At 61.3% G+C, this 22,887-nt stretch carries 20 protein-coding genes; 16 read left to right on the top strand and 4 right to left on the bottom strand.

What is annotated here, in order from left to right; translation table 11 throughout:
• Positions 1-75 precede the first annotated feature (75 nt).
• From ACSAMW_RS03275 to ACSAMW_RS03240, 8 genes are all read left to right on the top strand, one after another.
• Entirely contained in the window at positions 76-1,095 is a 1,020-nt protein-coding gene (locus ACSAMW_RS03275; RefSeq protein WP_500592646.1) for an ABC transporter ATP-binding protein, read from the top strand.
• A complete protein-coding gene (locus tag ACSAMW_RS03270) occupies positions 1,092-1,961 on the top strand; it encodes an ABC transporter permease (RefSeq protein ID WP_500592645.1) in 870 nt (289 codons plus the stop codon). The genes ACSAMW_RS03275 and ACSAMW_RS03270 overlap by 4 nt, the downstream gene beginning before the upstream one ends.
• 2 nt (positions 1,962-1,963) lie before the next feature.
• Positions 1,964-2,758: an ABC transporter permease gene (locus ACSAMW_RS03265; RefSeq protein WP_500592644.1), complete on the top strand. Its 795-nt coding sequence runs from the start codon at positions 1,964-1,966 to the stop codon at positions 2,756-2,758.
• The gene (locus ACSAMW_RS03260; protein ID WP_500592643.1) at positions 2,755-3,063 is read left to right on the top strand and encodes a (2Fe-2S)-binding protein; all 309 of its coding nucleotides are present in this window, start codon (positions 2,755-2,757) and stop codon (positions 3,061-3,063) included. The genes ACSAMW_RS03265 and ACSAMW_RS03260 overlap by 4 nt, the downstream gene beginning before the upstream one ends.
• Complete coding sequence (locus tag ACSAMW_RS03255) at positions 3,060-4,421, top strand: FAD/NAD(P)-dependent oxidoreductase (protein WP_500592642.1); 1,362 nt, start codon at positions 3,060-3,062, stop codon at positions 4,419-4,421. Before ACSAMW_RS03260 ends, ACSAMW_RS03255 begins: the two co-directional genes overlap by 4 nt.
• A complete protein-coding gene (locus ACSAMW_RS03250; RefSeq protein WP_500592641.1) occupies positions 4,418-5,548 on the top strand; it encodes an NAD(P)/FAD-dependent oxidoreductase in 1,131 nt (376 codons plus the stop codon). Before ACSAMW_RS03255 ends, ACSAMW_RS03250 begins: the two co-directional genes overlap by 4 nt.
• A 1-nt stretch (position 5,549) precedes the next feature.
• Entirely contained in the window at positions 5,550-6,578 is a 1,029-nt protein-coding gene (locus tag ACSAMW_RS03245; protein WP_500592640.1) for an ABC transporter substrate-binding protein, read from the top strand.
• A 91-nt stretch (positions 6,579-6,669) separates the two neighbouring features.
• Positions 6,670-6,867 carry a hypothetical protein gene (locus ACSAMW_RS03240; protein WP_500592639.1) on the top strand — a complete coding sequence of 66 codons (198 nt, stop codon included), beginning with the start codon at positions 6,670-6,672 and terminating at the stop codon, positions 6,865-6,867.
• A 7-nt stretch (positions 6,868-6,874) separates the two neighbouring features.
• Here ACSAMW_RS03240 and ACSAMW_RS03235 read toward each other — a convergent pair whose 3' ends face one another.
• On the bottom strand, positions 6,875-7,765 hold the full coding sequence (locus ACSAMW_RS03235) for an alpha/beta fold hydrolase (RefSeq protein WP_500592638.1): 891 nt from the start codon (positions 7,763-7,765) through the stop codon (positions 6,875-6,877).
• 111 nt (positions 7,766-7,876) lie between these two features.
• Between ACSAMW_RS03235 and ACSAMW_RS03230 the strand changes: the two genes are divergently transcribed.
• Both ACSAMW_RS03230 and ACSAMW_RS03225 read left to right on the top strand, forming a co-directional pair.
• Complete coding sequence (locus ACSAMW_RS03230) at positions 7,877-8,506, top strand: nucleoside/nucleotide kinase family protein (protein WP_500592637.1); 630 nt, start codon at positions 7,877-7,879, stop codon at positions 8,504-8,506.
• A 4-nt stretch (positions 8,507-8,510) separates the two neighbouring features.
• Positions 8,511-8,957, top strand: coding sequence for an HhH-GDP family DNA glycosylase (locus ACSAMW_RS03225; protein ID WP_500592636.1), 447 nt, complete (start codon positions 8,511-8,513; stop codon positions 8,955-8,957).
• A gap of 48 nt (positions 8,958-9,005) precedes the next feature.
• Here ACSAMW_RS03225 and ACSAMW_RS03220 read toward each other — a convergent pair whose 3' ends face one another.
• A complete protein-coding gene (locus ACSAMW_RS03220) occupies positions 9,006-10,310 on the bottom strand; it encodes an OmpP1/FadL family transporter (protein ID WP_500592635.1) in 1,305 nt (434 codons plus the stop codon).
• A 211-nt stretch (positions 10,311-10,521) separates the two neighbouring features.
• Between ACSAMW_RS03220 and ACSAMW_RS03215 the strand changes: the two genes are divergently transcribed.
• The 3 genes from ACSAMW_RS03215 to ACSAMW_RS03205 all read left to right on the top strand — a co-directional run bounded on the left by ACSAMW_RS03215 (position 10,522) and on the right by ACSAMW_RS03205 (position 15,384).
• Positions 10,522-11,136 (top strand): TetR/AcrR family transcriptional regulator, encoded by a 615-nt coding sequence (locus tag ACSAMW_RS03215; protein WP_500592634.1) that lies wholly within the window; start codon positions 10,522-10,524, stop codon positions 11,134-11,136.
• A gap of 73 nt (positions 11,137-11,209) precedes the next feature.
• Positions 11,210-12,316 carry an efflux RND transporter periplasmic adaptor subunit gene (locus tag ACSAMW_RS03210; RefSeq protein ID WP_500592633.1) on the top strand — a complete coding sequence of 369 codons (1,107 nt, stop codon included), beginning with the start codon at positions 11,210-11,212 and terminating at the stop codon, positions 12,314-12,316.
• Positions 12,313-15,384 carry an efflux RND transporter permease subunit gene (locus ACSAMW_RS03205; protein WP_500592632.1) on the top strand — a complete coding sequence of 1,024 codons (3,072 nt, stop codon included), beginning with the start codon at positions 12,313-12,315 and terminating at the stop codon, positions 15,382-15,384. The genes ACSAMW_RS03210 and ACSAMW_RS03205 overlap by 4 nt, the downstream gene beginning before the upstream one ends.
• Before the next feature lie 7 nt (positions 15,385-15,391).
• On the opposite strand, the gene ACSAMW_RS03200 is transcribed toward ACSAMW_RS03205, so the two are convergent.
• Together ACSAMW_RS03200 and ACSAMW_RS03195 are read right to left on the bottom strand one after the other, a co-directional pair.
• Positions 15,392-16,306: a magnesium transporter CorA family protein gene (locus ACSAMW_RS03200; RefSeq protein WP_500592631.1), complete on the bottom strand. Its 915-nt coding sequence runs from the start codon at positions 16,304-16,306 to the stop codon at positions 15,392-15,394.
• A gap of 3 nt (positions 16,307-16,309) precedes the next feature.
• The gene (locus ACSAMW_RS03195) at positions 16,310-17,890 is read right to left on the bottom strand and encodes a RimK family ATP-grasp domain-containing protein (RefSeq protein ID WP_500592630.1); all 1,581 of its coding nucleotides are present in this window, start codon (positions 17,888-17,890) and stop codon (positions 16,310-16,312) included.
• 94 nt (positions 17,891-17,984) lie between these two features.
• Between ACSAMW_RS03195 and ACSAMW_RS03190 the strand changes: the two genes are divergently transcribed.
• From ACSAMW_RS03190 to ACSAMW_RS03180, 3 genes are all read left to right on the top strand, one after another.
• On the top strand, positions 17,985-19,076 hold the full coding sequence (locus ACSAMW_RS03190; protein ID WP_500592629.1) for a peptidase C39 family protein: 1,092 nt from the start codon (positions 17,985-17,987) through the stop codon (positions 19,074-19,076).
• A gap of 177 nt (positions 19,077-19,253) precedes the next feature.
• Complete coding sequence (locus ACSAMW_RS03185) at positions 19,254-19,889, top strand: hypothetical protein (RefSeq protein ID WP_500592628.1); 636 nt, start codon at positions 19,254-19,256, stop codon at positions 19,887-19,889.
• A gap of 139 nt (positions 19,890-20,028) precedes the next feature.
• On the top strand, positions 20,029-22,773 hold the full coding sequence (locus tag ACSAMW_RS03180; protein ID WP_500592627.1) for a HopW family type III effector protein: 2,745 nt from the start codon (positions 20,029-20,031) through the stop codon (positions 22,771-22,773).
• The last annotated feature ends 114 nt before the right edge of the window (positions 22,774-22,887 follow it).

Raw genomic sequence — 22,887 nt, 5'->3', positions numbered from 1 at the left:
CTCACCTTTGCCGTTGGCGCCTGCCCTCAATATTGCTAGCTCTGTAAGGAGCCTGGCTTGCGATGGAGCTTCGTCATGGCTTTTCTGCGTCTGGACCACCTATGTAAGCGCTATGGCGCCATTGAAGCCGTCGCGGGGTTGAACCTGGCTGTTGACCAAGGTGAGTTCGTCTCCCTGCTTGGGCCGTCTGGGTGTGGCAAAACCACGACTTTGCAAATGATCGCTGGCTTTACCGACGTCACCAGTGGCGCGGTGTGGCTGGCTGAGCGTGAGATCACACACGCTCGGCCAGCTACCCGAAAACTGGGCGTGGTCTTCCAGAGCTATGCACTGTTCCCCCACATGACGGTGAGCGACAACGTGGCGTTCGGGCTGCGCATGCGCAAGGTGCCGGCCGGTGAGTTGGCAACGCGTGTGACACAAGCGCTGGCGCTGGTGCGCCTGACTCAGCACGCAGCCCGCTACCCGAGGGAGCTGTCCGGTGGCCAACGCCAGCGCGTGGCCCTGGCCAGGGCATTGGTGATAGAGCCGCCGGTACTGCTCCTGGACGAACCGTTGTCCAACCTGGATGCCCATCTTCGCGAAGAAATGCAGTTCGAGATCCGCCGCATTCAGCAGGCCGTGGGCATCACTACGCTGATGGTGACCCATGACCAGGCTGAGGCGCTGTCCATGAGCGACAGGGTGGTGGTGATGGAAGCAGGGCGCATTACCCAGGTGGATGCACCCTACCGGTTATACGAACACCCCCGCACACGGTTTATTTCCGACTTTGTAGGCAAGGCCAACCTGCTACCAGGTGAGCCTGCCGAATCCGGCATGCCGCAGGTACAGGCGAACGGGCGTTTGGTCCTGAGCCTTCGCCCTGAAAAAATCGAGCTGCTGGGCGCTGGAGCAGGGCGCTTGCAGGGGCAGGTAACAGCGAGCTTCTTCTTGGGCAGCCAATGGCTGTATCGCATTGCCACGGAATTGGGCGAACTGTCGGTAATCCGGCCCAATAACGGCACGGCGCCGTTGGAGGTGGATCATCTGGTCGGCCTGGACTGGTCACCGCAGATGCTGCGCGTGTTGGAAACCGATGAGGTGAACGCATGAGCGGGTCGCTGTTCACTGATGTGCGCCGGGGCTATAGCCTCACCGGCCCGGCTGTGTTGCTGTTTGCAGTGCTGATGGTGCTGCCCTTGCTGTTGACCCTGGTGCTGTCGGTGAACGTGTTTGACTACACCACCGGTATCAAGGGCGACCAGTTCACCGCCGAGCACTACACCAACCTGTTCACCGATCCCTTTTTCTACGAGATTTTTCTGCGCACCTTCTGGATCAGCGCGCTGGTCACTGCCCTGTGCGTGCTGATCGGCGTGCCGGAAGCGTTAGTGCTCAGCCGCATGAAAGCACCCTGGCGCTCCATTTTCCTGGTGCTGGTGCTGACACCCTTGCTGATTTCGGTGGTCGTCCGTGCCTTCGGCTGGAGCTTGCTGTTGGGCAACGAGGGGATGGTCAACCAGGCGATCGTGGCGCTGGGCGGCAGGCCGCTCAAACTGCTCTATACCCCCTTCGCGGTGATCATCGGGTTGATGCACGTGATGCTGCCCTTCATGATCATTCCGGTGTGGACGTCGTTGCAGAAGCTCGATGCCACGGCCGAGCACGCCGCGCTGTCACTGGGTGCCAGTCACTGGACCGTCTTCAGCCGCATTATCCTGCCTCAGATCATGCCCGGTGTGCTGTCCGGCACGCTGATTGTCTTCGGCCTGTCGGCCAGCTCTTTCGCAATTCCAGGGCTGTTGGGCGGTCGCCGGCTCAAAATGGTCGCGACCCTGATCTACGACCAGTACCTGGCCGAGCTGAACTGGCCCATGGGTGCCGCCATTGCAGTGACCCTGCTGCTGATCAACCTGGTGGTGATGTTGAGCTGGAACCGCCTCGTTGAACGTCGCTACAACCGCAGGTTAGGAGTATAGCCATGACCCGGAATGGCCCGTTGGCGCTCTCGTTCAATACACTGGTGATGGTGTTCATGATGGCGCCGCTGGTGGTGGTGTGCCTGGTGGCCTTCACCCCGGAAAACACGCTCAGCCTGCCTACCCGGGGGTTTTCTCTGCGGTGGTTTACGGCGGTGTTCGAGCGGGCAGATTTCATCACCGCCTTCGCCAACAGCTTGAAGCTGGCAGCCTTGTCCGCAACCCTGGCCACACTGATCGCCGTGCCGGCGGGGTTGGCGCTTACCCGGTATCGCTTTCCCGGCCAGGGCGTGATCAACGGCCTGCTGCTGTCACCCATTATCATTCCCCACCTGGTGCTGGGCGTGGCCCTGATGCGCCTGTTTGCGCTGCTGGGGGTCAACGGAAGCTTCTCCTGGCTGGTGCTGGCCCATGTGGTGGTGATCACGCCTTATGTGCTGCGGCTGGTGATCGCAACCGCCATTGGGGTGGACCGCAGCGCCGAACAGGCGGCCGAGAGCCTGGGGGCGGGGCGTATGACCCTGTTCTGGCGCATTACCTTTCCCATGATCCTGCCCGGTGTGGCCGGTGGATGGTTGCTGGCCTTTATCAACAGTTTCGACGAGGTCACGCTGTCCATTTTCATCACCTCGCCCGCCACCCAGACACTTCCAGTTCGCATGTACGTGTACGCCACTGAATCTATCGACCCAATGATGGCGGCCATTTCGGCCCTGGTGATCGCACTCACCGCCGTCACCATGCTTGTGCTGGACCGTGTGTATGGGTTGGACCGTGTACTGGTGGGCAAATCATGAAGCAGAACCAGGACACACCCTTGTTCAAACGCCTCGCTGAACAGGACCGCGAACCGGTGCTGTTCACCCTCGATGGTCTACCGGCCCAAGGCCTGGCAGGGGATACGGTATTGACTGCCATCCTCACCCAGAGCAGCTTTGTACGGGGGAGTGACTTCACCGCCGAACCCAGGGCGGGTTTCTGCCTGATGGGCGCCTGCCAGGACTGCTGGGTACGGCTAGGTGACGGTCGACGCGTACGGGCCTGTGCCACGTTCGTAGGGCCAGGCCTTGCCGTCAGCCGCGACCCGGGGCGTGTGCTATGAGCGAACGCATTGTGATCGTGGGGGCGGGGCCTGCCGGTGTGCGGGCCGCCCAGGCGCTAGTGGCCCAGGGCGTACGCCCCCTGTTGATTGATGAAGGTGGGCGCGGCGGGGGGCAGATCTATCGCCAGCCGCCCGCCAACTTCACCCGTAGCGCCAACACCATGTACGGTTTTGAAGCCTCCAAGGCACGGTCCATCCACCATACCTTGGAGTCACTGAGCCCACACCTGGACTACCAACCAGACACCTTGGTGTGGAATGGCGAGCACGGCGTGCTGGATACCCTGTGCCAGGGCAGCCTGGCTGGGCGCCAACGGTTTGATCGGCTGATCATCGCCAGCGGGGCGACGGACCGGGTATTGCCGATCGCTGGGTGGACCCTCCCCGGGGTCTACACCTTGGGGGCCGCACAGGTGGCGCTCAAGTTTCAGGGCTGCGCCATTGGCGACGCCGTGGTGCTGGCTGGGAGCGGCCCCTTGCTCTACCTGGTCGCGTACCAGTACGCCAAAGCCGGCGCCACCGTGGCCGCCGTGCTGGACACCTCGCCGTTCCAGGCCCAGGTCAAGGCCGTGCCGCGCCTGCTCACTCAACCTGCCACCTTTGCCAAAGGGCTGTACTACCGCGCGTGGCTGATGGCCAGGCAGGTACCCGTTTACCAAGGCGTCACCTTGCTAAGCGTGGAGGGCGCCGAACGGGTCACCCACGTGCGTTGGTCAATGCAGGGCCGGGTCCACGAACTGGCGTGCAACGCCGTAGGGTTTTCCTACGCCTTGCGCAGCGAAACACAGTTGGCCGACCTGCTGGGCTGTAGCTTTGCCTGGAGCCCGTTGAACCGGGCGTGGTTGCCCACCCAGGATGAACTGGGGCGGGCCAGTGTTAGCGGGGTTTACCTAGCCGGTGACGGCGCCGGGATCCTCGGCGCTGACGGTGCGGAGATTACGGGGGAGCTGGCCGCGATGGCCGTATTGGAAGACCTTGGCAAGCGTGTTGATGGCAAACGGCGCAGCCAGCACCTGGCCGCACTGGCCAGGTTGCAGCGTTTTCGTGTCGGCTTGGAGACAGCGTTTCCGTTCCCTACCAACTGGGCTGCCCAGGCGCCGGACCACCTTGTGGTGTGCCGGTGTGAACAGGTGACGGCAGGCGAGGTGCGCGCGGCAGTGCGCGCCGGGCACTGGGAAGTGAACCGTGTGAAGGCGACTTGCCGAGCGGGCATGGGGCGCTGCCAAGGCCGAGTGTGTGGGGTTGCAACCGTTGAACTGATTGCCTGCGAAAGTGGGCGCCCCCCGGAGCAGGTGGGCCGTTTGCGAGCACAGGCCCCGCTCAAACCGTTGCCGTTCGACCTGGAGATAGGCCCATGACAGCGGTGGCGTCCGACGTGATCATTGTGGGCGGTGGCATTGTGGGCAGCAGTGCGGCGCTGTGCCTGGCGCGTGCAGGCCGTAGCGTCAGCGTGATCGAGCGAGACTTCTGCGGGTCGCGTTCCAGTGGTGTCAACTATGGCGGTGTGCGCCGCCAGGGGCGGCCTTTGTCACAGCTGCCACTGTCCTGCCGCGCCCACGCCATCTGGGGGGAGCTTGCTGGCTGGGTGGGCACCGATGGGGAGTACACCCGCTCAGGTCACTTGAAACTCGCACGCAGTGAAGCGGACCTGGCCACCTTGCAGGCCTATGCGCTGGCCGTCGAGCCATTCGGCCTGGGCCTGCAGGTGATGGGCCGGGCCGAGCTGCGCAGGCGCTTCCCATGGGTAGGCGACGTGGCGGCCGGTGCCTCGTTATGCCCTGACGACGGCCACGCCAACCCTCGCTTGGTATCCCCGGCCTTTGCACGTGCAGCCCAGCGCCAAGGCGCGCAGTTGTATGAGCAAACCCTAGTCGCTGAAGTGACACATAACGCAGGCCAGTTCGAGGTTCGCAGCCAGGCCGGGCAGCGGTTTACGGCCCCGTGGCTGTTGAACTGTGCAGGGGCCTGGGCGGGTGTGTTGGCGGCGCAGTTTGGCGAGCCAGTGCCCATGGTCGCCCACCACCCGGCCATGCTGGTGACCGAGCCGCTGCCACTGTTCATGACCGCCAGCACCGGCGTGGAAGGGGGCGGTATCTACGCCCGCCAGGTGGCACGGGGCAATTGCGTGCTAGGCGGCGGGCGGGGGTTTGCTGAGGGGCCTGACAAGGCCCGTACCGGGCAGGCGGCCATCCTGAACATCTTGCGTAATGCCACCGAACTCTATCCCGCATTGGCCGGTGCCCAGGCGATTCGCAGCTGGAGCGGCACCGAGGGCTACCTGCCGGACAATGAGCCTGTGCTAGGCCCCAGCCTCACGTGCCCGGGCCTGTTGCATGGCTTCGGTTTCGCAGGCGCAGGTTTCCAGATCGGGCCGGCTGCCGGCGAAGCCCTGGCCCAATGCATTCTGGCCGGTGAGGCTGCTCACAGCCTGGCTGCGTTTTCCATTGGTCGTTTCACGTCCCTTCACCACACAGGAACCCTCTGACATGACACGTTTACGTTCCCTGCTGGCTGCACTTGGCGGTTTACCGGCTGCGGCCATGGCAGACCCAACGCTGTACCTGGGCATGAATGGCGGCACCATGGAGCGCCTGTATGCCGACCAGATTCTGCCGGCCTTCGAGCAGCAACACCATGCCAAAGTGGTGATCGTGCCTGGCACCTCGGCCGATATCCTGGCCAAGGTGCAAGCCAGCCCTCAGCAACCCCCGGTGCACGTGATGCTGCTGGACGATGGCATCATGTACCGGGCCATTGACATGGGCATGTGCAGCACCTTGCAGCCCAACCCGACCTTGTCGCGCCTGCCGGCCAATGCCCGTATCAAGGACAGTGCTGTCGCGGTGACCTTGGGCATCACCGGGCTGGCCTACAACACCCGCATGTTCGAAGAGAACGGTTGGGCGCCACCCACCTCCTGGGCTGACCTGGCCGATCCAAAGTTCAAGGGTAAGGTGGTGGTGCAATCCCTGCCGTCGTCCACCTTCGGCCTGCACGGGTTTCTGATGTTCAACCGCCTGCAGGGGGGGACCGAACAAAACGTAGAGCCTGGCTTCAAGGCCTGGCCAAACACCGTGGGCCCTAATGTGCTGGAGTACATTCCCAACTCGGCCAAACTGTCGGAAATGGTCCAGACCAATGAGGCTGCGCTGTTCCCGCTGACGCCTACTCAGGTCGCAGCGCTCAAGCTCAAAGGCATTCCAGTGGCCTATGCAGCGCCCAAAGAAGGCGGCGTGGTGCTTAACCAGGCTGAATGTGTGGTGGCCAACAACGACCAGCCCGAACTGGCACAACAGTTGGCCGAGTTTATGATCACCGCCCAAGCTCAGGCTACGGCCCTGGAGCAAGGTGATCAGATCCCTTCGAACCCGGACACGCCCACCACCGAGCGCACCCGCGCTCAGGTAGAAGCCATGCGCACCTACCTGCAGACCGCCGTGACCATCGACTGGGACCAGGTCAACAAGGTACGCCCGGCGTGGAATGCCCGGTGGAATCGGCAGGTGGAGCGGTAGCCCGCCGGTAGGTGCGCCCAACGCGTGAACAAGCGCCTGTTCATTGAGGTCTGATAGGGTATCTTCGTACCCCGTACAAGGCCCCAATGACATGAACCTATCTCCCAGCCATGACCATCGTGCACTACCCACGAGCCTGCTGCATTGGCGCTGGTACGCCGACGAGTCGCCCCTCAACGACCTGGACGACGCTGAAGACAGTATCGATGCCATGGACGACGAACTGGCAGACGCGCTGGCCGAGTTACTGGACGAGCCAGCGCCGCTTGCAGATCCCGGTACGCCGTAGCAAGGCTTCAGTAGCCCGCTATCAGGCTTAGCACGGCGTCCGCAAAGGCTGCTGGCGCCTCCTGGGGTACGTTGTGCCCCACCTTATCAAGCTGTACGCGCCGCACGGGCCCGGTGAATTTTGCCGATGCTGCCTGCTCGTCCTGAGGCGCGGCGACACCGTCGCTCATACCGGTCAGCACTACTGCGGGTACCGATATGCTCGGTTGCAGTGCCAACGCCCTTTGGATATCGCCGTAGCGAGGGTCGCCATCCACCAGGCCGAAACGGTGGCGGTAAGAGTGGGTGACTACGTCTACAAAATCGGGATTGTGAAAAGAGGCAGCTGACGCGCCGAACTGTTGGTCAGTGAAGTGCCACGTGGGCGACCATTGTGTCCAAAGCAATCGAGTGAAGGCGTCCCGGTTGGCCTCCAGCCCGGCATAACCTCGGTCACCGTGCAAGTAGTACTGATACCACAACCGGTGCTCGGCTTCGGGGGAAGCAGGGTGCCCCGATTGTGCGATGTCCTGAATGTTGTAACCCGGTTCGCAACTCACCAGGCCAGCCACACGTTCCGGCCACAGCGCAGCCACTACGCAGGCTGCCCGACCGCCCCAGTCGTAGCCGGCCAGCACGGCGTGCTCCAGGGCGAGCGCCTCCAGCAACGCCAGCAGGTCTGCACCCAGTGCTGCTTGCTCTCCTGACCGCAGGGTGGCTGAGGACAGGAAGCGCGTGCCACCATACCCCCGCAGGAAGGGCACAATGCACCGGCAGCCTGCCTGGACCAGGCGTTCGGCCACTGCGTCGTAAGCCTGAATGTCATAGGGAAAACCGTGCAACAGCACAACGGCTGGGCCATGGGCGGGGCCCATTTCTTGGTAAGCCACATTCAATACACCGGCCTGAATCGTTTTCATAACTCGGCTCCGTGAGGTTATGGGGATATTGAGTGGTAGCCTGCCATGCCTGTTCCAGGCATTACGCGGGCAGCCGCATTGGGCGATCCACTTTTTGACGGTTGAGTAACGATGAAACGTGCGCTGTTCGTATGCATGGACGGGCCCAAGGGCACCGGCAAGACCACGGTGCTCGAAGCGGCTACCCTTACACTGCGGGCCGATGGTTTGAAGGTTATCCGGTTATGTGAAAGCAAGCTGGACCCCTACAGGGGTGAGACCATGGCATTGGTTAACCGCATGGCCAGGGCGCCCAGTGAGGTGCTGGAACTGGACATCTGCCAGCGCCTGGCGCACAGCCGGGCATGGATTTCCCGTCACGTGCTGGCCACTCAGCCTACGGACAGCGTCATGCTGATCGACCGCTGGTACCCCTCCGACGCCGCCTTTCGCCGCGCGGTGCCCTTTGCTCAGGCGTTGCAGCTGAACCTGTCGCAATCTGTACAGGTGCCTGACCTGCACGTGGGCCTGATCACGGACCCGCACGTGTCATGGGCGCGAGCGGCCGCCCGATCGCGGGGGCTGGGGAGTACCGTATTACGCACCTTCGAGGCGCATGTGGCCAGTACGCAGGCGTTCGAACGAGCGTTCGAACAGCAAGGCTGGGCGCTGTATCGCAATGACGGTGCACTTGAAGACACAGTGCGGGCCGTGGCGGCGGCGATTCACAGCGCTGCATTGAAACAGGTAGAGAGGGCCTAAAAGGATGAGTAAAGGGCAAACCCTTCCGGTCACCGCAGCAAGCCTGGGCATCGACGTACGCCAGCCCCATGGGCTGTATCAATGGCTGCTGGCCAGCTTCTTGGTGGGCAAACGCATCCGTGCCTCAGTGGCGGCCCAGGCATACCGCACACTGGTGGAGGGCCATGGCCTGACCACGCCAGGTACATTGGCCGCCTGTTCCCACCGGGAATTAGTGCGGCTCCTCGGCCAGGCAGGTTACGCCCGTTATGATGAATCCACGGCCCGGCGGCTGCGCTTGCTGGGTGCTGAGTTGGCGCAAGGGCTGGAGGCACGTGTGCATGCCCTGCGTCACAACACCCTAAACCTTGCCGGTTTCGAGCAGTGGTTATTAGGGTTTGAAGGAGTAGGGCCCAAGACATTGGAGATCTTCATGCGGGAGGCGCGCGCTGAGCTCTCGCTGCGCCCCTGATTTACACGCGTCCTGTTTCATGCCAATGCGCTGCGCCTACGCTGCCCCTTAGAACCTGTAGGTCATCGAACCGCCAAACGTATGCGCGCTGCTGCGGTACGTAGCGCTGTAAGCACCTTTGCTTTGGCTCGCCAGGTTGATGTCCACGCTTTCTTCCTTCAGGTAGGCATACGCCAGATCCAGGGTAAGGTCGGCCGTGGGGCTGTATCCGGCGCCCACGCTGAAGACGCGGCGGTCTCCTGTAGGAATACGTGGGGAGCGGTCCACGTTGTTGGTCGGCGACTGGTCCACACTCAAGCCGGTGCGCAAGGTCCACTGTGCGTTCAGCTTGTACGCGGCACCCACAGCATGTGCCCACGTGTCATGCCAATGCTGGTCTTCGGAAATCTCATTCAGCCCCAATGCCGCGGCGGGGCGGCTGCCGGTGTTATCGATGGTCAGGGCCTGCACACGGCTCCAACGGGTCCAGGTGCTTCCGCCGTAGAGCGTCCAGCGGTCGTTAAGCACGTGAGTGAAGGACAGGTCGACGGATTCCGGGGTGTTCAGGTCCAGGGAGGCGTCGCTTTTGAAATTGAACGCTGGGAGTGCAGGGCTCGGCCGCAGGTTGCGTACCGTGGTATCGCCCTTCACGGTGTAGTCGACCTTGGATTGGTAGGTCACACCTAGACGTGTGCGTTCGGTGGCTTGAACCAAAAGGCCCGCCTTGAACCCGACAGCCGTGTCATCCCCCTTGAGTTTCACTTGGCCATCCCCGCCAGAAACTGGATTGGCCCCGTTGATGGTGCGGGACGTAAGCTCACCGTCAAGGCGGTTGAGGGTGGGGCCGATGCCAATAGACACCTTGTCGTTGAAGGCATAGCTGACGGTCGGCTGGAAGGTGAGCACTTTTACCACGCTCTTGTCAGCCCAGTAGCGCCCGGCGAAGCCACGCTCGTAATCGGTCGCCAGCCCGAAGGGTACGTACAGCCCCAAACCCACCGCCCATTTATCATTCAAAGGTTTGACGTAGTAGCCCATGGGCAGGCCAATGGTCGGCACCATGTCCCCGTCATTGCTGCCACCCAACGTCGCCTTCGAATGGTCGATATCCGTCTTGGCATAAATGGCGGCCGCGCCCAGGGTAACTTGTTCACGCTTCAGGCGTGCCATCCCGGCGGGGTTCCCGCTTACTGTCGTTGCATCCTCTGCCGATGACGAATGGCCCGCATACCCGGTGCCCATGCTGCTGATGCTCTGCTCGTTAATGGCAAAGCCGCCGGCTAACAACTGGGTTGAGGCGAACGCCATGGCGAGGCCGAGGCTTGACTTAAGCGACAGGTTATTCACTGTTGTTGTTACTCCGAGGATGGGCATCGAGGCACACGCCCAAAAGCACGGGCAGGTGCTGTAGCTTGTATCGTGCAGGCTAGAGCGATCTTTAACGCAATATGACACCCAGTTGTCTAGCCACTGGACCGGGGCAGGCGCTAATAACGGCCGACAGGCCATAAATGTGTAAAAGTGTGACGATATTACTAATGGGTCACTCGTTGTCAATTCATACTGACCTGACTAAGCTCAATACATGACTACCTCTACTCAGACGTCCCAGACACGTGGCCCGCTGGATCACAGCGTACGCGACCAGATCGTGGAAGCCGCCACCCAGCACTTCAGCCACTATGGTTACGAGAAAACCACGGTATCCGATCTCGCCAAGGCCATCGGCTTTTCCAAAGCCTATATCTACAAGTTTTTCGATTCCAAACAGGCCATCGGGGCCATGATCTGCGCCAACCGGCTGGCCCTGATCCAGGCGGCGGTTGACCACGCTGTAGGTGAGGCCAAGACCCCATCCCAGAAGCTTCGACGATTGTTCCAAGCCTTGGTAGAGGCGGGAAGCGAGCTTTTCTTTCAAGACCGCAAGCTGTATGACATTGCTGCCGTTGCCGCCCGCGATAACTGGCCTTCAGCTGCCGCTCATGGGGAACGCCTGCACCAGTTGATCCGGGTGATCGTGGTCGAAGGGCGAGAAGCGGGAGAGTTCGAGCGCAAAACGCCACTGGATGACGCCAGCCAGGCCATCTATCTGGTGATGCAGCCCTATATCAGCCCTGTGCAATTGCAGTACAACCTGGAAGGCGCTGCGGCCGCCTGCGAGCAATTGCCCGCCCTCATCCTAAGAAGCCTGGCACCCTAGCCGTGACTATTGACGAAAATAGTCACTAGTATCAAAATCGGATTCCTTTCTGCTCGTTCCCATAAGGAATCCCATGCGCCCCTTACGCGCCTGTTCATTGTGTGCCTGCCTCCTGCCCTTGATGCTGGCCGCCTGCGACAGCTCGCCAAAGGCACGTGACCCGCGCACTCAGCCACCGTTGGTGCGGGTGGCGTCGGCGACGCCTGCACAAGGTTTGCGCCGCTCATTCACTGGCGTGGTGGTCGCCCGTGAGCAGAGCGACATCGGCTTCCGAGTCAGCGGCAAGGTACTGGAAAGGCTCGTAGATGCAGGCCAAAGGGTGAAACGAGGCCAGCCACTGCTGCGACTGGACCCGGCAGACCTGGACCTGCAAGCCCAAGCGCAGCAGCAGGCAGTTTCAGCGGCCAAGGCGCGTGCCGCGCAAGCCGCACAAGACGAACGTCGTAACCGCAACTTGGTGGCAGCAGGGGCTGGCTCTGCGGCCGGGTACGACCAGATCAAGGCACTGGCCCAAACTGCTCAGGCGGACTTGAACGCTGCCTTGGCACAGTTAGCAGTCGCTCACAATCAAACCCGCTACACCACACTTGTGGCAGATACGGATGGCGTAGTCGTGGAAACCCTGGCAGAACCAGGCCAGGTCGTGAGCGCAGGCCAGCCTGTGGTGAAACTCGCCAAGGCCGGTAGGCGTGAGGCCCTTGTACAGTTACCTGAAAACCTGCGCCCGGTCCTCGGCAGCCAAGCGCACGCACGCCTGTTCAGCGACAGCGGGGCTGCAACCTCAGCCATACTTCGCCAGCTTTCCGATGCAGCCGACCCTGCCACCCGTACTTATGAAGCTCGCTACGTGCTGGAAGGGGCGCCAGCCAGCGCCCCGTTGGGCGCTACCGTGACACTGAGCATCAGCTTGGCTGAGGTAGCCTCGGGTGCACTCGCTGTACCCATCGCGGCGCTTCATGACGTTGGCAACGGGCCCGGGGTGTGGGTTGTCTCGGGGCTGCCCTCCAAGGTCCATTGGCGGGCAGTGCAGGTACTCGGCCTGGGCGACGATACTGCCAGAGTGAATGGCCTGCAGGCCGGTGAACAGCTTGTAGCGTTGGGGCCGCACCTGTTGCATGAAGATGAAGAAGTGCTTATTGCGCGGCAGGATCTGCACAGCCTGGCTGGGGACCGTCCATGAGCGCCAGCCGGTTCAACCTGTCGGCGCTGGCCGTGCGTGAACGGTCGATCACCCTGTTCCTGATCATTCTGATAGCGATTGCCGGTACGCTCTCGTTTTTCAAGCTGGGCCGCGCGGAAGATCCCCCCTTTACCGTCAAGCAGCTGACCGTTATCTCTGCCTGGCCGGGGGCCACGGCCCAGGAGATGCAGGACCAAGTAGCCGAGCCCTTGGAGAAGCGGCTACAGGAATTGAAGTGGTACGATCGCACTGAAACCTATACCCGCCCAGGCCTGGCGTTTACCGTCCTGTACCTCCAGGACAAAACCCCGCCAGCCCAGGTGCCCGGCGCGTTCTATCAGGCACGCAAGAAGCTTTTCGATGCCTCCAATGCGTTGCCAGCGGGCGTTATAGGCCCGATGGTCAACGACGAATTCTCGGACGTCACCTTTGCGCTGTTTGCACTCAAGGCCAAAGGCGAGCCGCAACGCCTGCTGGTACGCGAAGCCGAGTCTCTACGTCAGCGCCTGCTGAAGGTGCCTGGCGTGGAGAAGGTCACTATCATTGGGGAACAGGCCGAGCGGATCTTCGTATCGTTTTCCCATGAACGGCTGGCCACCCTGGGCATTTCACCCCAGGCCGTTTTCGACGCCTTGAACAACCAGAACAGGCTTACCCCGGCAGGGTCGATTGATACACGCGGACCCCAGGTGGTAGTGCGACTCGACGGTGCCTTTGACACGCTCGATGCCCTGCGCAATACCCCAATCGTAGCCAATGGGCGAACCGTGAAGCTGGCCGACATTGCCACCGTCGAGCGTGGCTATGAGGACCCCGCCACCTTCCTTGTACGCAACCAGGGTGAGCCTGCACTGGTCCTGGGTGTAGTGATGCGTGAGGGCTGGAACGGGTTGGCGCTGGGCAAGGCGCTGGCCAATGAAACCGCACAGATCAACGCAGGCCTGCCTCTGGGCATGACGCTGGCCCAAGTTACTGATCAGTCCGTGAACATCAGTGCCGCAGTGAATGAGTTCATGGTCAAATTCTTTGTGGCACTGCTGGTGGTAATGGTGGTGTGCTTCGTGAGCATGGGTTGGCGAGTAGGGGTCGTTGTCGCCGCCGCCGTTCCCCTCACCTTGGCTATGGTGTTTGTGGTCATGGACGCTACCGGCAAGCACTTCGACCGCATTACCTTAGGCTCCTTGATTCTGGCGCTGGGCCTGCTGGTGGATGATGCCATCATCGCCATCGAGATGATGGTGGTGAAAATGGAAGAGGGGTACGACCGGCTCAAGGCCTCGGCTTATGCCTGGAGCCATACCGCGGCCCCTATGCTGGCGGGCACCTTGGTGACGGCGATAGGGTTCATGCCAAACGGTTTTGCCCAGTCCACGGCAGGCGAATACACCAGCAACATGTTCTGGATCGTTGGCATAGCCTTGATAGCGTCCTGGGTAGTGGCTGTCGTGTTCACCCCGTACATAGGCGTGAAACTGCTGCCGGCGATCCAACCGGTCCGAGGTGGGCACACCGCCATCTACCGTACCCCGCACTACAATCGTTTTCGCAACGTCCTAGGCCGCGTTATTCGCTGGAAGTGGGCGGTAGCAGCTGCCGTGATGCTAGTGTTCGCGCTTGCGGTACTGGGGATGGGGCAGGTTAAGAAGCAGTTTTTCCCGACCTCAGACCGGCCCGAAGTGCTGGTTGAAGTGCAGATGCCCTATGGCACCGCGATTGAACAGACCAGTGCCACCACCGCAAAAATTGAGGCCTGGCTTGGTCAGCAAGCGGCCGCAAAAGTCGTCACGTCCTACATTGGGCAAGGAGCGCCACGGTTTTATTTGGCTATGGCGCCAGAGCTTCCAGACCCTTCATTCGCCAAAATCATTGTGCTGGCCGGCAGTGAGGAGGCACGGGACGCGCTTAAGCTGAAGCTGCGAGAGGCAATCGCCCAGGGCCTGGCGCCTGAGGCCAGGGTGAGGGTTACCCAGTTGGTGTTTGGCCCCTATTCGCCGTTCCCGGTAGCGTTCCGCGTCATGGGGCCGGACCCTCAGATGCTGCGTGGGATTGCGGCGCAGGTAGAAGCGGTGATGCAGAACAGCCCGCTGCTGCGTACCGTTAACCTGGACTGGGGCTCGCGTGTGCCTACGCTGCATTTTGCCCTGGACCAGGACCGCCTGCAGGCGGTCGGGCTCAGTTCCAGCGCTGTGGCCCAGCAACTGCAATTCCTGTTGTCTGGCGTGCCGGTTACGGACGTTCGTGAAGACATTCGCGCTGTTCAAGTGGTGGCCCGTGCCGCAGGCCACGTAAGGCTGGACCCAGCCAGCATCGAAGGCTTTACCCTTATGCTCGCCAGTGGCCAACGCATTCCCTTATCGCAGGTAGGGAAGGTTGAGGTACGCATGGAAGAGCCCCTGTTGCGGCGCCGGGATCGGCTGCCCACCATTACTGTGCGTGGCGACATCGCCGAACGGTTGCAGCCGCCGGAGGTATCCGCCCAGATCCTGACGCAGCTGCGCCCCATCCAGGGGGCGCTGCCGGAGGGCTATCGCATTGAAGAGGGTGGGTCCACCGAAGAGTCGGCCAAGGCGACTAGCGCCCTGGTTCCGCTGTTCCCGATCATGGTCGCGATCACCTTGCTGATCATCATCGTGCAGGTGCGGTCGATGTCGGCTATGGCCATGGTATTTCTCACGGCACCGTTGGGCTTGATCGGCGTGGTGCCCACGCTGCTGCTGTTCAACCAGCCGTTCGGTATCAATGCCCTGGTAGGGCTGATTGCGTTGTCCGGCATTCTGATGCGCAACACGCTTATCCTGATAGGGCAGATCGATCACAACGAGAAGGAAGGGCTGGCGCCATTCGATGCCGTCGTGGAGGCCACGGTGCAGCGTGCACGCCCGGTACTGTTGACAGCAATGGCCGCCATACTGGCGTTCATTCCATTGACCCATTCGGTGTTCTGGGGGACGTTGGCGTACACGCTGATAGGGGGTACGTTGGGGGGAACGGTGATGACGCTGGTCTTCCTGCCGGCCATGTATGCCATCTGGTATGGCGTGAGGCGTCCTTATCATGCAGCGGTTTGAGCCGGCCTTACCAGGCCATCCGCTTGAGCGCCACGGCCATACCGCCCCCCAGCAGCGCCATGCCCGCCAGCAACGCTGGGAACGAGACCCACCACGGCGTACCTGCGGTCATCATGCTGTACTCGGACATACCCCCGATGCCGGCGATCAGGTTCAGGGGCAGGAACACCACGTTGATCAACGTAAGGTTGCGCAGGGCCAGGTTCATCCCGTTGTTGGCTAGGTTGCCACGCGCCTCTATGAGGTTGGCAAACACTTGGGCATGGATTCTGGCCTGCTGGTAGCTCTGGTCGTTTTCGATAATCAGGTCGTTCAACGCCGCCAACTGGTCGGGGCCGAAGCCATGCTTCTGGCCATGGCTGCGCAGCAAGCCCAGCACTGCGCCATTGCTGTGGATAGCGTTGACGTAGTACACCAGGCTCTCGCTCAGGCTGTACATCTGCATCAGATGCTGGTTGTCCAGAGGCCCTGTAAACCGTTGCTGCAGCTCCCGGGCTACCTGCTTGACCACGCGCAGGTGGCCCAGGTAGTGGTGCACGCTTTCATCCAGCAGCGCCATGAGCACGTCCAACGGGCTGCTCATCTCAGCTGCCTGGTTCAACCCATAAAGCAGGGAGTGGCTGGCACAGATCACCGCCAGCCGCTGTTCGCTGAGCACCACGCCGAAAGAAGACACATTGAACGCGCGTCCATCGAAGCTTTCAGGCCGTTTCCAAATGAGAAACAGGTGATCGGGCCTGATCTCGATACGGGCCACTTCATCCGGGTCCAGGGAAGCGTCCAGCGTTTGGGCACTGATGCCCAGCCGCTGCTGAAGCGTTGACCGCTCGCTGCCATCGGGCGCAATGCCTAACCATACTGTGGACTGGTCCACAGGGGCCTGGCGCAAGGCACCCTGTTCTATACGGTAGCCTTCGATCATGGTTCAGTTTGCCCTGTTGCGGTATTTGGCCTCAAGGCGCTGAATGAAGGCGTGCAACACGCGCCGGTAGAGCTGGTCGCCCAATACCGCGTCCTCGATACCGGCATCCAGGTTAGGGTTGTCGTTCACCTCGATCACCATTACCCGGTCACCCACCTGCTTGAGGTCCACACCGTAAAGCCCGTCGCCGATCAGCCGGGCCGTGTCCACCGCCAGCTTCACCACGGCTTCCGGGGCCTGGGCTACCGGCACCGCGCGGCACTTGCCGTTGATTTCACCAGCCTCGGCCTTGTGGTTGTAGATCTGCCAGTGCCCTTTGGACATAAAGTACTGGCAGGCGTACAGCGCTTCGCCGTCTAGTACGCCAATGCGCCAGTCGTACTCGGTATAGCAATATTCCTGGGCCAGCAGCAGTACGGAATGTTCGAACAGCTTCTGGGCAGCGGCGGTTAACGCCTGCGCGTCGGCTACCTTGATCACGCCTTGAGAAAAGCAGCCATCGGGTATTTTCAGCACCAAGGGAAAGCCCAGGCGCCGGCCCACCCGCCCCAGCTCTTGGGGCCGGTCCTTGTACAGGATTTCCGTTGCGGGCATGCCCAGTTTGCGGCGCTTGAGCAAGTCAGCCAGGTACACCTTGTTGGTGCAGCGCAGGATAGAGGAGGGGTCGTCGATGACGATCAGCCCCTCGCTTTCAGCTTTTTTGGCAAACCGGTAGGTATGGTCGTTGACCCGGGTGGTTTCACGGATGAACAGGGCGTCGAATTCGGCCAGCCGGGCGTAGTCCTTCTTCTCGATCAGCTCCACGTCGATGCCCAGCGCTTTGCCGTTTTCGATAAAGCGGCTCAGGGCCTGGGCATTGGAGGGCGGCAGTGCTTCGGCAGGGTCGTGAAGAATAGCCAGGTCGAAACGCGCCACCCGTTTTGAGTCCGGCTGGCGCCAGGTGCGACGGTTGAACGCATCCAAGGCGTCTGCAAACATGTACTGCTGTTCGTCACGCAACTTGTGCAGCGAGCCGGCTTTGATGCCTGCAATTTGCCAAGTGTCAGCACGGCGAAATTCCACCAGCAGCACGGGGCAGGGGAAGGCCTCGAACAGTTGCCGCCCCAGGGTTTGCAGCGGCTCGATAGGTGTCTTGCCAAAGTACAGGGTGAGGGTAAACGCCTCTGTGCTGCCGTAAGGGTGGTTGGCCAGGGCGCGTTCGAGGGGGCGCCCCAAGTCGTCCAGCCCCACGCTGTAAAGCGCTTTGCGCGACAGTTCGCTGATGGTGCGCACCGAAGGGATCACTTTGTGCCCGCGGGCCTCGGCCAGCAATGAGCAGTAATAGCCCTGGCCCAAGTACTTGTAGCTGCTGCATAGGTTGATCACCTGGGTGCGGCCTGCCACCTCATCGGTGTGTTCCAGGTAATCCTGAACCAGCATCAGGCTTTCGCTAGGTAGATAACTGGCCCAGTCTTCCCGACGCTCCACCACGATCAGCAGGCGGCGCCCGCTTCGCGGCTTGCCAGGAGGTTGATCGTCGAGGGCGGTTGTACAACCCTCGGATTTGTCCAATACTTCGGCCCTGTTGGCTTGCACCGCTGACATGAGTAATCGATCCCTGTTGAAGAACTCGCCCCTTCAATAAATCACGGGTTTTGCGCCCTGTCCCGGTTCGTTACTCAAACATTACGGTGTAGCCATGCTTTTTGATTTTCGCTTTGCATCCGTGGCCGATATCGACGCGCTGGTGGCGCTGGAGCAGCAATGCTTTGCGCTGGACCGGCTCAGCCCGCGCAACTTTCACTGGATGGTGAGCCGGGCCAATGCCAGCCTTATTCTTGCCGAGCAGGCAGGGCAGCTAGCCGGCTATGCCTTGCTGCTGTTTCACCGTGGCACCTCGTTGGGGCGCCTTTACTCCATTGCAGTGAGCCCCGCGTGGCAAGGCCATGGGCTGGGGCAACAGCTGCTGGCCCAAGCACAGGCCAGGGCGCTGGCCTGCAACTGCGCATGGTTACGCCTGGAAGTGCGCCCCGACAACCAGGCCGCCATCGGCTTGTATGAAGCCAATGGCTACCGGCGTTTTGCGGTGGTGGAGGATTATTACGAGGACCATGCCCAAGCCCTGCGCTACGAAAAGCGCATTGTGCGTGATGCACCGCCACCCGCCCGCCAGGTGCCCTACTACCCGCAGACCACGGAATTCACCTGTGGCGCCGCTTGCCTGCTGATGGCCATGGGTGCCCTGGATAAACAGCGCCCTTTAGAGCGTAAGGAGGAGATCCAGATCTGGCGTGAAGCGACCACCGTATTCATGACTGCCGGCCACGGTGGCTGCAGCCCCCAGGGCTTGGCACTGGCCGCTTGGCAACGAGGGTTTGCGGTGCGCCTAGTGCTCAGCCAGGCCGGCCCGCTGTTTCTGCAGGGGGTTCGCAGCGCCGAGAAGAAAGCCGTGATGCAGTTGGTGGAAGAAGGCTTCGTAGAGGCGTTGGCTGCTACTGGCGTGGAGCAACTGACGCAGCCTAGCCTGGATGTGAATGCCGCCTTGCAGGCGGGCTACAAGCCAGTGGTTTTGATCAGCAGCTACCGCTTCACACGCCTCAAGGCCCCACACTGGGTGATGGTGACCGGCTGCGATGAAGAATTTGTATACCTGCATGACCCCGATGTGGACCACAGCCGCCAGCGTGATCACCTCGCCTGCCAGCACTTGCCGGTAAGCCACGGAGAATTCCAGCGCATGAGCGCCTTTGGCCGGCAACGGGTGCGTGCGGCGGTGCTGCTGAAGCGGTGAGGAGGGTTGCAAGAGTGTCCTATGGGTGAGTGGGAAGCGCATTTAGACCCCGTAAATGCGAACAGTACCCCGCGTGTGGCCCTATCTCCCGCTTGAAGGGTGTCAGCCATGGAACGCTTAAGCCTGGATTGCCACTCAAGGTGATTAGCCATAGGGCTGTATTAGCAAAAGGTAGACATGAACACGCTTAGACCCACCTTAGCGTCGTATTCGCCAACACCGCTGCAGCCGCTGGGGCCAACGAGTGCGCCCGCACGCACCGAAGGTACGCAGTTTCCAGTTTCACTCGCCCCTGGCACGGTCCGCACGGCCGATATAGAGGCGCTAGAGCGCTTTGCGCAGGAGCATTCAGCGGCCCCCGCTGAGGAACAGTATTCAACGATCGATCATAGCGTTATCGCTTCAACGGCGGCGGCTGCTTTGAGGGGAGAAACTTTGCCGCTCAGCCGTACGCAGGGGCAGGACAAGCGACAGGCTCAATATGGGATCAATGTACTGAACCCAGACAAGACACCGCTGGGACGGCTGACCATCGACGTTAAACCGGGTGCCCAAGGCGGGTATGAGTTGGCCGCGGCCCTTTTTACACCCGTAGGTTCGTCGACCCCGATGGGGTTTACGCGTGATGCGCACGGTACCTTGCAAAAGAACCTGGGCCGCGCAGCTCAGCGCCCGAGCCGGGGTGATAAGCCGGGACGTGCCCTGGTTTCTCCCAGACAACTGATTAAGGCCCGCTCAAATTTTACGATGGTGAACAGAGGCTACTTTTTCAGCAATGAGGACTTGGCGCATCAGGAAGAGCAGGTGGACTAAAGAACCTGCTTTGGCATCCTCCCTCCCACAACCCTTCAGAGGGTTGCCAGACCGGCTGTCATGGAACTGCAATCAACCCTGGGCCCACCTAGGGCTGTCTTGCACCGCCTCTAACATGGGCCCAAAGGAGAGTTGATTCATGCCGCCTACCGTTACCCGCCTTATCGCTGCAGGGCCCATTGTGCCAGGTACACCCCTTGAGCCTGGGCGCGGCGAGGAAACCCCACGACAGGCACGAACACGGGCATTCATGGCCTCAGGTGAGGTAGGCCCATTACTCGGGCGCACCGCCGATGCACCCCAGTACGCTACCGACCAGCTCCTTGCACAGCTTCAGCAACAGCTGGCCCAACCACGGGTTTCGCCTGGAGATGTCGTAAGGCTGAGCGGGCGCCTCGCAGACGCAGCCATGACGGACAGGGGCGGGCAGGCACTGACCGCCGTCGAACAGCAGCAGGCTCTACTCGCCGTGCTGGAAACATGCAAAGGCCACTGTGAAAACACTCCCGCCAACCAACCAGCCCATGGGGGCTGGCAGCAGGGGCACATAAACCTGTTGCAGGCACGCTTTCACCAAACCGTTAGCCACTGCCTCCACCATGCGCCATCGGCAGCGGTGGCCCTTGTGGACTTGATGGCACTGGCGCACTTGGATGCGCAACAGCTGGCCCAGCAGCCTGAAAGCACCTTGCCCTACATGATGCTTGGCACTTTCCTACGTATGGCCAAGCACCGCGCCAACGCATTCACTCATGAATTGAGTCAGCGTCCCGAACCGATGACTGCCTCGTTGCGGCCCTATGTAGATGTGCTTGGGGCCCTCGCCGGCGTGCCTGGCACACTGGCGACACTGGGGCGCCATTGTCCGCATCTCCCTACCCGGCAGGAGCTGGACGAGCTCACTAACGCTGTTACTCCTCTGCTTGAGGAGTTGCGCCGCCAACATGTGATACCAGCGGGAGAGGGCAGTGATACGGCGTTGGCTGAAGCAGGCGCACCGGCCAAAAACAAAACGGGCCTTGCGCAGGCGCTGTTGAAGGGTGGGCTTAACTCGGCGCGCCAGTTCGATGCCTACGGGGCGGTAGCGCCCATGGACGATAAAGCGATATTGAGCATCATGCGCCGATCATCCCTGCAACTCTCATCCAGGAAGCTGCAGGCTTTATTGAACCACAGGGTGATCGAGCTTAACCGAGCACAAATGGCCATAGTCCTCAACACCCCACTGCCGGTGAACATCAGCAATGACCTAGAAGGCGGGTATGCCTCGTCTTTCGATGAAAAGCTGCGTGGGGCCCTGGCCAACGACTCGCTACAGCTAACCGAAGAACAGATTCGCCGCCTCAGCGCTCAACCCTCGCTGACCAGGGCAAATGCTGGCGGGTTGAAGGCGCTGATGGACAAGCCCACTGCCCAGCTAAGCGAGGCTGACCGCAGACTGTTGGGTGCCGTAGTGGACGGTAACGCCGCGGGGAAGATCAAAGCCTGGCGAGCGCACAATAAAGAACTGCCGGGTGTGTTGGCGCGTTCAGGCCTGCCAGAGGCCGTGCGCAAGGAGCTCTCAGACCTCTACCAGTCCATAGACAAAGAGTTGCAAACCCTGGAAAGGGGGGCCTCTACAGGAAGATCGCTGGTCAGCCGCCTGACGGCCAGCCCGGCCATGCTCCTGACGTTGGCACCGTTGCCTTTGGCCGTGGCCTTTGTGAGTGGCGACAAGCCTTACAGCGCCTCCCTGATTGCCCACTTCACCAAGAATGCCGTATTTATGGCCGGCTTGATGATGAATGAGCTGACCAACAACCGCACTAACATTGACCATATGCTCAACCGCTACTTCGTGACGTTTTTGGCCAACGTGTTGGTCGCACAGCCAACCTTTGCCCATAACGAGCACTTATTGGAGAGCGTAGGCTTTGGTATGGCCACCGCCGTGGTCTCCGGCGGTGCGACCCTTGGCGTGTTCAACCGGGACGCTATCTGGTCCGCCATCAAAGTGGCCAAGGAAAAGCTGTCTAAGGCAGGCACAGGTGCACCGGCGATCGACGAAGTAGACCGCCACGCGGTTGCAGACCACTTCAGCCGGGGCGAACAGATGGCCCGAGAGGTCAAGTTAGCCGTAGAGGTGTTCAAAAAAGACCATGCCGTCACGGACATTCTCAATTCAAGCCTGACGTTTTTGGGCAGTAAAAGCAGTGAAATCAAGCAGGTTCATGACAAAGCAGAGGCTAGGCGGGTAGGGGTTGAGCCGCCCAGCGTGCCTCGCAAAGAAGACCCGGACTTTTATCCCAAAATGGGCCTGGTGGTGCTGACAGGTGGGATCAGCGCCGCCTTGGTGGTGCTCATGGAAAGCATGGTCGGCAAGGCTGATTACGCCGCCGACGGCATGTGGTGCACGTCCGAGATGCTCAAGCTGGCCCTCAACCCTGATGCCGACATGCAAAAGGCGGTGCAGACCTTCAAGGAGATTGTAGGGCTCAACTTGGTGCTCACCGCCTTCCTAGGTATCAACAAAGCGTGGAATTTTCTAGATAAAGGCGCTACCGGCTACGCCAGCGGCACCGGCGTGCTCACCGGTGCGAACCTCACACTGCCGGGCATGGTGGGCGAAGCGGCTGGCAGCGCGGCCGGCAAGGGGCTGAGCTACCTGGCCGAAACGGGCAAAGCGGCCCACCAGGCCACCCAGTCCGCCATCACACAGGCCGGGGCGTATGCCAGTGGCCTCAGCAGCATCGCGCGGACAGCCCGCCAGCCAGGTAGGCAGAATGCAAGCGATACGGTGCCGAGCCTTTATTTTCAGTTCCACGAACTCAGCCAAAGGGCAGGGCGGGAGCAGGCAGAGCGGGCTGCGGAAGGTGAGCCTGGCCAGCCGGCAGAAGCTCCTTGAGCTGAGCGATGTGGCGCCACAGCCCATAGCAATGCCTTCGCGCCTGTCACACTGGGCGTTGCAATGGCACCGGCGCCAATGATATAGCGGGTCGGGTTAACACATCCGACCTGC

Source organism: Pseudomonas sp. AB39(2026), from assembly GCF_059831485.1.
The sequence above is the reverse complement of the archived record's forward strand: the minus strand, read 5'-3'. Positions and strand labels throughout refer to the sequence as shown.

Excerpts from the sequence above, each read along its gene's own strand:
- ACSAMW_RS03215 (WP_500592634.1), top strand. The coding sequence starts at position 10,522 with ATGACTACCTCTACTCAGACGTCCCAGACACGTGGCCCGCTGGATCAC.
- ACSAMW_RS03235 (WP_500592638.1), bottom strand. The coding sequence starts at position 7,765 with ATGAAAACGATTCAGGCCGGTGTATTGAATGTGGCTTACCAAGAAATG.
- ACSAMW_RS03225 (WP_500592636.1), top strand. The coding sequence starts at position 8,511 with ATGAGTAAAGGGCAAACCCTTCCGGTCACCGCAGCAAGCCTGGGCATC.
- ACSAMW_RS03230 (WP_500592637.1), top strand. The coding sequence starts at position 7,877 with ATGAAACGTGCGCTGTTCGTATGCATGGACGGGCCCAAGGGCACCGGC.
- ACSAMW_RS03265 (WP_500592644.1), top strand. The coding sequence starts at position 1,964 with ATGACCCGGAATGGCCCGTTGGCGCTCTCGTTCAATACACTGGTGATG.
- ACSAMW_RS03240 (WP_500592639.1), top strand. The coding sequence starts at position 6,670 with ATGAACCTATCTCCCAGCCATGACCATCGTGCACTACCCACGAGCCTG.
- ACSAMW_RS03190 (WP_500592629.1), top strand. The coding sequence starts at position 17,985 with ATGCTTTTTGATTTTCGCTTTGCATCCGTGGCCGATATCGACGCGCTG.
- ACSAMW_RS03180 (WP_500592627.1), top strand. The coding sequence starts at position 20,029 with ATGCCGCCTACCGTTACCCGCCTTATCGCTGCAGGGCCCATTGTGCCA.
- ACSAMW_RS03245 (WP_500592640.1), top strand. The coding sequence starts at position 5,550 with ATGACACGTTTACGTTCCCTGCTGGCTGCACTTGGCGGTTTACCGGCT.
- ACSAMW_RS03195 (WP_500592630.1), bottom strand. The coding sequence starts at position 17,890 with ATGTCAGCGGTGCAAGCCAACAGGGCCGAAGTATTGGACAAATCCGAG.
- ACSAMW_RS03250 (WP_500592641.1), top strand. The coding sequence starts at position 4,418 with ATGACAGCGGTGGCGTCCGACGTGATCATTGTGGGCGGTGGCATTGTG.
- ACSAMW_RS03255 (WP_500592642.1), top strand. The coding sequence starts at position 3,060 with ATGAGCGAACGCATTGTGATCGTGGGGGCGGGGCCTGCCGGTGTGCGG.
- ACSAMW_RS03220 (WP_500592635.1), bottom strand. The coding sequence starts at position 10,310 with ATGCCCATCCTCGGAGTAACAACAACAGTGAATAACCTGTCGCTTAAG.
- ACSAMW_RS03275 (WP_500592646.1), top strand. The coding sequence starts at position 76 with ATGGCTTTTCTGCGTCTGGACCACCTATGTAAGCGCTATGGCGCCATT.
- ACSAMW_RS03270 (WP_500592645.1), top strand. The coding sequence starts at position 1,092 with ATGAGCGGGTCGCTGTTCACTGATGTGCGCCGGGGCTATAGCCTCACC.
- ACSAMW_RS03200 (WP_500592631.1), bottom strand. The coding sequence starts at position 16,306 with ATGATCGAAGGCTACCGTATAGAACAGGGTGCCTTGCGCCAGGCCCCT.
- ACSAMW_RS03185 (WP_500592628.1), top strand. The coding sequence starts at position 19,254 with ATGAACACGCTTAGACCCACCTTAGCGTCGTATTCGCCAACACCGCTG.
- ACSAMW_RS03260 (WP_500592643.1), top strand. The coding sequence starts at position 2,755 with ATGAAGCAGAACCAGGACACACCCTTGTTCAAACGCCTCGCTGAACAG.
- ACSAMW_RS03205 (WP_500592632.1), top strand. The coding sequence starts at position 12,313 with ATGAGCGCCAGCCGGTTCAACCTGTCGGCGCTGGCCGTGCGTGAACGG.
- ACSAMW_RS03210 (WP_500592633.1), top strand. The coding sequence starts at position 11,210 with ATGCGCCCCTTACGCGCCTGTTCATTGTGTGCCTGCCTCCTGCCCTTG.